At 61.8% G+C, this 6,333-nt stretch carries 5 protein-coding genes; 4 read left to right on the top strand and 1 reads right to left on the bottom strand.

The genetic code is table 11. The features are described 5' to 3' along the window. Positions 1-589, bottom strand: a 589-nt coding sequence (locus tag B7L72_RS02690) for a LysR family transcriptional regulator (protein ID WP_139788431.1), incomplete at its 3' end; no start/stop codon positions are given. Positions 590-728: 139 nt separating this feature from the next. Between B7L72_RS02690 and B7L72_RS02685 the strand changes: the two genes are divergently transcribed. From B7L72_RS02685 to B7L72_RS02670, 4 genes are all read left to right on the top strand, one after another. Then, positions 729-2,240 carry a CoA-acylating methylmalonate-semialdehyde dehydrogenase gene (locus B7L72_RS02685; RefSeq protein WP_016916379.1) on the top strand — a complete coding sequence of 504 codons (1,512 nt, stop codon included), beginning with the start codon at positions 729-731 and terminating at the stop codon, positions 2,238-2,240. A gap of 51 nt (positions 2,241-2,291) precedes the next feature. Beyond that, positions 2,292-3,959 (top strand): GMC family oxidoreductase N-terminal domain-containing protein, encoded by a 1,668-nt coding sequence (locus B7L72_RS02680; protein WP_081192823.1) that lies wholly within the window; start codon positions 2,292-2,294, stop codon positions 3,957-3,959. A 190-nt stretch (positions 3,960-4,149) separates the two neighbouring features. Further along, entirely contained in the window at positions 4,150-4,353 is a 204-nt protein-coding gene (locus tag B7L72_RS02675) for a cold-shock protein (RefSeq protein ID WP_009101184.1), read from the top strand. A 208-nt stretch (positions 4,354-4,561) separates the two neighbouring features. Further along, positions 4,562-6,331, top strand: coding sequence for an SLC13 family permease (locus tag B7L72_RS02670; protein ID WP_081192388.1), 1,770 nt, complete (start codon positions 4,562-4,564; stop codon positions 6,329-6,331). The last annotated feature ends 2 nt before the right edge of the window (positions 6,332-6,333 follow it).

Below are 6,333 nucleotides of genomic sequence, written 5' to 3'. Positions count from 1 at the left end.
CGATCCAGGGGAGGCTGGCCAGCGCTTCCCAGCGGGTGTCGGCCAGCTTGGCCTCCCAGCCCGGGGGCGCCACCACGTGGTAATGAAAGTGGGTCAGCTCACGCCAGGCCAGGGCGTCATGGGCTGGGCCTTCACCGGGCGGTGCCAGAAAGAAGCCCACATCCAGCTCGCTGTGCACCACGTCTTCCAGCACGCTGCCGCTCATGCCGTGGTGCAGCTCCGTTTCCAGCTGGGGCGCGCGGGCCATCAGGCGGCTCAAAAAATCGCCCAGGCGGATGAATTCAGGGTCCACGATGGTGCCGATGCGCAGCTTGCCACGCAGGGTGCTGTGCAGGGCACTGGCGCTTTGTTCGAATGCCAGCGCACTGGCCAGGGCGTTTTCGGCGGCGGGCAGCAGGGCATAGCCATCGGCAGTGAGGCGCAAGCCCTGAGGGCGCCGGGTGAACAGCGTCAGGCCAAGGTGTTGTTGAAGCTGCTTCAACTTTAGGCTGACGGCAGGCTGAGTGAGGTGAAGCTGTTCAGCGGCGCGAGACACGCTGCCGGTATGGGCAACGGCCACAAAGGCCCGTAGCGTGGCGTACTCCTGCATGGTCGATGACCTTCGTTGTCATGTTATTAGCAGAGCTTATATCCGGGTTAAAAATTACTCAATTGCTTGGCCTGTGGCGCCGGGTAGTCTAGGGCAGATTCTCCTCGTCACTTAAACGATGTTTATAAAGGTAGCGACAATGACAACTCACGCCATTCACCACTTCATCAACGGCCAGCGCAGCGAAGGCACCTCCGGTACTGCCCAGGACGTTTTCAATCCGGCCACGGGTCAGGTCACCGGCCGCGTGGCACTGGCGTCGGCGGCGGATGTGGACACGGCCGTGCAGGCGGCCCAGGCGGCCTTCCCTGCCTGGGCCGACACGCCCCCCATTCGCCGCGCTCGGGTGATGTTCAAGTTTCTGGAGCTGCTCAATACACACAAGGATGCGCTGGCCGAAGCGATCACCAAAGAGCACGGCAAGGTGTTCACCGACGCCCAGGGGGAAGTGGCGCGTGGCATCGATATCGTCGAGTTTGCCTGTGGCATCCCTCAGCTGTTGAAGGGTGACTATACCGAGCAGGTGAGTACCGGCATCGACAACTGGACCGTGCGACAGCCGCTGGGCGTGGTGGCGGGGATCACCCCGTTCAACTTCCCGGCCATGGTGCCCATGTGGATGTTCCCCATCGCGATTGCCGCCGGGAATACGTTCATTCTCAAGCCCAGCCCGCTGGACCCCAGCGCTTCGCTGATGATTGCCGACCTGTTGCAGCAGGCGGGCCTGCCGGATGGCGTGTTCAACGTGGTGCAGGGCGACAAGGACTCCGTGGAAGCGCTGATCGATCATCCGGAGGTGAAGGCGCTGTCGTTCGTCGGTTCCACCCCCATTGCCAACCTGATTTACGAGCGCGGCGCGAAGCACGGCAAGCGAGTGCAGGCGCTGGGCGGCGCCAAGAACCACATGGTGGTGATGCCCGATGCCCACCTGGACAAGGCCGTCGATGCGCTGATCGGTGCCGCCTACGGCAGCGCCGGTGAGCGCTGTATGGCCATCAGCGTGGCCGTGCTGGTGGGCGACGTTGCCGATAAAGTCGTGCCGATGCTCACCGAGCGAGCCCAGGCGCTGAAGGTCAAGGATGGCATGCAGCTGGATGCCGAAATGGGCCCCATCGTGACCCGTCAGGCCCATCAGCGCATTACCGGTTACATCGAAAAGGGCGTGGCCGAGGGTGCACGGCTGATCGTCGATGGCCGTGAATTCGACGGCGCCAACGCGGGAGAAGGCTGTGCCGAGGGGTTCTGGATGGGCGGCACGCTGTTCGATCACGTGACCCCCGACATGACGATCTATAAAGAAGAGATCTTCGGCCCGGTGCTGGTGTGCGTGCGCGTGCCGGACGTGGCCACCGCCATTCAGCTGATCAACGACCATGAGTTTGGTAACGGCGTGAGCTGCTTCACCGAAAGCGGTAGCGTTGCCCGTGAGTTTGGCCGCCGTATCCAGGTGGGCATGGTCGGTATCAACGTGCCGATTCCCGTGCCCATGGCGTGGCATGGTTTCGGCGGCTGGAAGCGCTCTCTGTTTGGCGATACCCATGCCTATGGCGAAGAGGGCGTGCGCTTCTATACCAAGCAGAAGTCGATCATGCAGCGCTGGTCTGACTCCATCGACGCCGGTGCCGAATTCGTGATGCCCACGGCGAAGTAACGCCCGCTCTTCACCGGAGTCACCCGCATGTCCAACAATACAACTACCCCCATGGCGGCTCATGCCGCCATGCAATGCTTTGACTATATCGTGGTAGGCGCAGGCACCGCAGGGTGCCTGATGGCCAACCGACTGAGCGCCGACCCGAACAATCGGGTGCTGCTGATCGAAGCCGGTGGCCGAGACAACTACCACTGGATTCATATACCCGTCGGGTACCTGTATTGCATCAACAACCCGCGCACCGACTGGCTGTTTCGCACGGAGCCCGACCAGGGGTTGAACGGTCGCTCGCTGATCTATCCGCGCGGCAAGACCCTGGGCGGCTGCTCCAGTATCAACGGCATGATCTACATGCGCGGCCAGGCGCGAGATTACGACCACTGGGCGGAAGTGACCGGTAGCGATGCCTGGCGCTGGGAGAACTGCCTGCCGGACTTTATCAAACACGAAAACCACTACCGATTGGATAAAGGCAGCGACGGTGATGACACTCACCGCGCGTTTCATGGCCACGGCGGCGAGTGGCGGGTGGAGAAGCAGCGCCTGAAGTGGCAGGTGCTGGATGACTTTGCCGAAGCTGCCGTTCAGGCCGGTATTCCTCGAACCGAGGACTTCAATCGAGGCAGTAACGAAGGCGTTGCCTATTTCGAAGTCAACCAGCGCGACGGCTGGCGCTGGAACACGGTCAAGGCGTTCTTGCGCTCGGCCTTGAAGCGGGGCAACCTGACGCTGTGGCACTCCACCCAGGTGAACCGGCTCTGCTTCGAGCGTGATCAGGCCGTCCCGCGCTGCGAAGGAGTCGAAGTGGTGCGAGCAGGCAAGACTCTGCGTGTGCAGGCCAGCAAGGAAGTCGTGCTGTGTGCCGGCGCGATTGGCTCGCCCCACCTGCTGCAGTTATCGGGCATCGGTCCCGCCGAGCACCTTGCCGAGCACGACATCGAGGTCGTGCACGACTTGCCGGGGGTGGGTGAGAACCTGCAAGATCACCTCCAGATACGTTCGGTGTATCGTGTCAGCAATGCCAAAACGCTGAACGCCATGGCCAGCACGTTATGGGGCAAAGCCGGCATCGGATGGGAGTACCTCACGCGGCGCACGGGGCCCATGAGCATGGCGCCGTCGCAGTTGGGCGCCTTCACGCGTAGTTCCGACGACCAGCCGTATCCCAATATCCAGTACCACGTGCAGCCGTTGAGTCTCGAAGCCTTTGGGCAGCCTCTGCACCCGTACCCTGCGATCACCGCCAGCGTATGCAACTTGAACCCCACCAGCCGAGGCACCGTGCGCCTGAAAAGCGCCGACCCGCGCCAGCCACCGGCGATCGCGCCGAACTATCTGAGCACGCCCGAGGACCGCAAGGTGGCCGCCGATTCGCTGCGGGTGACGCGACGCATCGCCGAGCAGCCCGCCTTTGCCAGATACGCCCCGGAGGAGATCAAGCCGGGCGTGGAGTACCAGACCGACGAGGAACTGGCCCGCTTGGCCGGGGATATTGGCACGACGATTTTCCATCCGGTCGGCACCACGCGGATGGGAAAAGACGACGACCCCATGGCCGTGGTGGATGCGCAATTGCGGGTTCGCGGGGTGTCTGGACTGCGGGTGGCCGACGCGGGAGTGATGCCCACCATCACCAGTGGCAACACCAATTCGCCGACGCTGATGATCGCCGAAAAGGCCGCTGGATGGATTTTGGAAGAAAAGTCATTGCACTGACATTTTTTTCCATCATAGTGTTGACGTGCAGCGTCGTTAAGCGCATGCTGCATGCAGTTGGTTAGCAAGTCGAACGTAGTCAGCAGTATCGAAACGCTCTCGCGTTGAGTCTGGTGAAAGTTTCTTGTTCTACCCACTGCAACTCGGGTATTACCCGGCTCTTCATTAAGCTACATCGAGGATTTCGATCATGGCAACTGGTACCGTTAAGTGGTTTAACGACACTAAAGGCTTCGGCTTCATTTCTCCGGACGACAATGGCGACGACCTGTTCGCGCACTTCTCCGAAATTCAAGCTGACGGCTTCAAAACTCTGCAAGACGGCCAGAAGGTTTCCTTCGACGTCACCCAGGGTAAAAAAGGCCTTCAGGCTTCCAACATCAAAGTTCTGTAATCTGAACGAATGATGTTGTCAGGTGACCTACGGGTCAGCCTGTAAAAAAACCCCGCCTTCGTGCGGGGTTTTTTGTTTGTCACGATTTTCCCCTCACCCCTCATGGGTATATTCTATTTTGTTCTTACTGTGTTTCTAAAAATAACTTTTTAGAATATTGAGCAGGCGGCACAATATCCCCAGGTTCGTTTATCAAGGATATGGGTTTATGTCGCTGGATGCCTGGATTGCCGTTGGGGTGGTACTGACGATTTTCCCCCTCATGGCGCTGTCGCGCCTGGGCCCCGATATCATTCTAATGGGGGCCGTGGTGGTATTGCTGACCCTGGGGGTCATCGACCCGCAGCAGGCGCTGGGGGGCTTCTCCAACAGCGGCCTGTTCACCGTAGCGTTCATGTACGTGCTGGTGGCCAGCATCCGTGAAACCGGCGGCATCGATTTGATCATTCGCTATGTGCTGGGCCGCCCGGGCACCGAGCGGGGCGCCCTGACCCGGCTGCTGCTGCCGGTGGCAACGCTGAGCGGCTTCCTCAACAATACCCCGGTGGTGGCCACCTATATCCCTGCGGTGATGAGCTGGAGCCGCCGTTTGAAGCTGTCTCCCCAGCGGCTGCTGATGCCGCTGAGCTTTGCCTCCATCCTGGGCGGGACCATCACGCTGATCGGCACCAGCACCAATCTGGTGGTGCATGGGCTGCTGGTGGAGCGCTACCCGGAGCTGGCCATGGGACTGTTCGACCTGGCCTGGGTTGGCCTGCCGGTGGCTCTGGCCGGGCTTACCTACCTGATCGTGCTGGGTCCGCGCATCCTGCCTGCCCGTAAAGGCGTCGCCAATGCTTTTGCCAACCCGAGGGAGTTTACCATCGAGATGGAGGTGGACCCCACCGGCGTGCTGGTGAACCGCACCGTGGAGGAGGCGGGGCTGCGGCATCTTCAGGAGCTGTTTCTGGTCGAGATCGAGCGTGACGGTAACGTGGTCAGCGTGGTGGGGCCGGGCGAGCAGCTCAAGGGCGGTGACCGGCTGGTGTTCGTGGGCACGTCGGCGGCGGCCGTGGAGCTGCAGCAGATCCGGGGGCTGATTCCCTCTCGGGATGGTGCCTCCAGCCTGGAGAAGGAGTTCAAGGAGCGACGGTTGGTAGAAGCCGTGGTCTCCAGCCAGTGCCAGTTCATTGGCCAGCGCATTCGCGACGGCCGCTTTCGAACCCTGTACGGAGCGGCGGTGTTGGCGATTTGCCGCGGCGGCGAGCGGGTGACCGGCAACCTCGGGCAGGTACGCCTGCAGCCAGCGGACGTTCTGCTGCTGGAGGCTCGCCCGCCGTTCATCGAGCGCCATCGCCAGTCCAGAGATTTCCTGCTGATCAGTGAGCTCAACGGTGCGGCCAGGCCGGTGCATGAAAAGGCACCGCTGGCCTGGGCGATCCTGCTGGGGGCGGTGATGCTGGCGACCTTTGGCGTGCTCAGCATGCTCAATGCCGCCATGCTGGGCGCTGCCATGGTGCTGCTGACCGGTTGCTGTACGGTAGGCGCGGCCAAGCGGGGTCTGGATACTCAGGTCCTGCTGACCATTGCCGCCTCGTTCGGGGTGGGGGCGGCGCTGCAAACCTCTGGAGCAGCCGACGTACTGGCGGGCGGTATTCTCTCGCTGGTGGCAGGCAACCCCTGGCTACTGCTGTTGGGCACCTACTGCGTGGTGGCGCTGCTCACCGAGATGGTGACCAATAACGCGGCGGCGGTGATCATCTTTCCGGTGGTAATGGCGGCGGCCGAAAGCCTGGGCGTCAATCCCATGCCCTACGTGGTGGCCGTCATGTTTGCTGCGTCGGCCAGTTTCCTGACCCCCATTGGCTACCAGACCAATCTGATGGTGCATGGCCCAGGGGGGTATCGGCTGGGGGACTTTCTGCGCGTAGGAGGTGGATTGAACCTGCTGACCGGGGCCATTGCGGTGACGTTGATTCCGTGGGTGTGGCCGTTTTAAGC

Origin of the sequence: Halomonas sp. BC1, assembly GCF_002078135.1 — a bacterium.
GTDB classification, from domain to species: domain Bacteria; phylum Pseudomonadota; class Gammaproteobacteria; order Pseudomonadales; family Halomonadaceae; genus Vreelandella; species Vreelandella stevensii.
Note: the sequence above shows the minus strand (reverse complement) of the source record. Positions and strands in the feature narration are given on the sequence as shown.

Coding starts and splice junctions, on each gene's coding strand:
- B7L72_RS02685 (WP_016916379.1), top strand. CDS start 729: ATGACAACTCACGCCATTCACCACTTCATCAACGGCCAGCGCAGCGAA.
- B7L72_RS02680 (WP_081192823.1), top strand. CDS start 2,292: ATGGCGGCTCATGCCGCCATGCAATGCTTTGACTATATCGTGGTAGGC.
- B7L72_RS02675 (WP_009101184.1), top strand. CDS start 4,150: ATGGCAACTGGTACCGTTAAGTGGTTTAACGACACTAAAGGCTTCGGC.
- B7L72_RS02670 (WP_081192388.1), top strand. CDS start 4,562: ATGTCGCTGGATGCCTGGATTGCCGTTGGGGTGGTACTGACGATTTTC.